This is a genomic window from Paenisporosarcina sp. P4_D4 (assembly GCF_056401835.1).
In genome coordinates this window covers 1-1,952 of sequence record NZ_JBFUIO010000243.1, presented here as the reverse complement: position 1 = coordinate 1,952, position 1,952 = coordinate 1, and the positions used below count along the sequence as shown (strand labels likewise).

General features: G+C 36.5%; 2 protein-coding genes and 1 pseudogene. All 3 read left to right on the top strand.

Annotated features, from left to right (window positions below):
• Positions 1-740 (top strand): annotated as a pseudogene (locus AC1DSL_RS17635) (lipid II flippase Amj family protein); the annotation flags it as partial.
• A gap of 264 nt (positions 741-1,004) precedes the next feature.
• A complete protein-coding gene (locus tag AC1DSL_RS17630; RefSeq protein ID WP_477533228.1) occupies positions 1,005-1,442 on the top strand; it encodes a VOC family protein in 438 nt (145 codons plus the stop codon).
• Positions 1,443-1,637: 195 nt separating this feature from the next.
• The coding region (locus AC1DSL_RS17625; protein ID WP_477533227.1) for a hypothetical protein at positions 1,638-1,952 on the top strand (315 nt) is incomplete at its 3' end.

Here is a 1,952-nt window from a genome sequence, read left to right as displayed (position 1 = left end):
ATTCAGTACGTTTATCAGGGGCAAGAGTGAAACTATTAGCATCGGCACTTTCCCTATTTAATGTGATGGTAATGGTTTCAAGGCTAGCGAATATGATGCAACAACCTTTTACGGGAAGTTTGATTGATAATGCACCAAAAGAGAATGCATTAGAATTTGTCGAGAGTCAGTATCGAATTCTAATTGGTTCAGCAACTTTAGGTACAATAATAGGTTTACTTTTGTTACCGACATTTATTGCTGTTTTTTCGAGGGCAATCATCCATTTAGCAGAAGAAAGAGGTTCAGTTCCAGCGTTATTGAAAAAAGGATTTACATTTTCATATTTAAGACGTGCAAAAAAGCATTTTCATCTCCCTAGGTATACTTATTTGAAAGATATGAGTTGGCGAGATATACCTATTAAATTATTTTGCATTAATATATAGATTACAGCAATTTATACAATTGGAGTTTTATCTGCACTATATGCAGCTTTGCTTGCACCTGACCGAGCAACAACTGCTGTTATGGCATCGGGTTTAATAAATGGTATAGCCACAATCTTACTAATTGTATTTATTGACCCCAAAATTGCAATCCTAGCTGATGATGTAATCAACAAAAAAGGGGACTATGTCACATTAAAAAGTGTCTCTATTATGATGGTTACATCAAGATTGCTAGGAACACTTTTAGCACAGGTCTTATTCATTCCAGGTGCAAAGTATATTGCTTGGTTTACACAGTTCCTTATGTAGTTTAGTAACTTCTGAAATCTTAAAAAAAATGTACTTAAACTAACGGGTGCTTTAGTTAAAGATCATCGGGCTGTTTAAACAGCCCTTTTTCTTATTGAACTAACGGGGCAGGTTAGTTGAACAGTGTTGTTTAACTTGTGTTCAACAATCGGGCCAGTTTGTTGAACAAGGATATTTTCTGTTTTTTAGCGAATTAGAATTACAAACAAACTTATCAAGAATACAGGATATTGCAAAATAACAGGAACATAGGAGGTATGAGCTATGAAAATCCTCAGAATAGATCATGTAGGTGTAAACGTAAATGATCTCTCTGCCGCTAAAGAGTTTTTTCTCGATTTTGGCCTTGAGGTGCAAGGGGAATGGGAAATGGAAGGTGAGTTCATGAATCAGGTATTTGGGCTTAATGACGTAAAAGTAGCATGTGTAGGATTGGGGACGCCAGACGGTCAGGTATGGATAGAGCTAATCAAATTTTATAGTCCGTCAGATGAAAGAGAAATTCAGCAACCTTTTGCAAATACCCTGGGTATCCGGCATATTGCATTTGCTGTTGAAGATATTGAAGCTGTTGTTGCCAAGTTGAAAAAGAAAGGTACGGAAATCTTTAGTGCGATACTACACTATGAAGAAAGTTATAAGTTATGCTACTGCAGTGGGCCAGAGGGAATTATTTTAGAGTTGGCGGAGCAAATCAAATAAATTAAGGGTAATTAATAGTTATCGGGCCGATAATTGATGGATTTTGACATACCGCCAGTGAATATGTAATCACGTCTATAAAGTTGTTCCGCAAGCGGGCGCGATTGTTATGTAAGCGTTTCTGTTCTTATTAAACTAACGGGTGCCTTAGTAGAATAACCAGCTGTCTCATTTTCAGAATAGGGGGGGGAATGTTTGACTAGTAAATCACGCAAAATCTCAGGTGTAATATTAATTGTTTTGGCATTGATTCCGATTAGTAATGCGGTTAAATATTTCACATCTCCTCCCATATTAGTCGGTTATTCTGAAAATAAAGATTGGAAGGTTGAATATGTTTCAACAGGACATTATTGGGAGGCTCAGTTGTTCCCCTTGAAACAGGGTTTAGGACAACCTGAAAATTTAGTTTTTATCGAAGGCAATCAAAGGAATGAATATCCAGGTAAAGGTTCGAAAAATGAAGAACCAAACGATGCAAGATTATATTACTACTGCAATACATTAGGA

Coding starts and splice junctions, on each gene's coding strand:
- AC1DSL_RS17630 (WP_477533228.1), top strand. CDS start 1,005: ATGAAAATCCTCAGAATAGATCATGTAGGTGTAAACGTAAATGATCTC.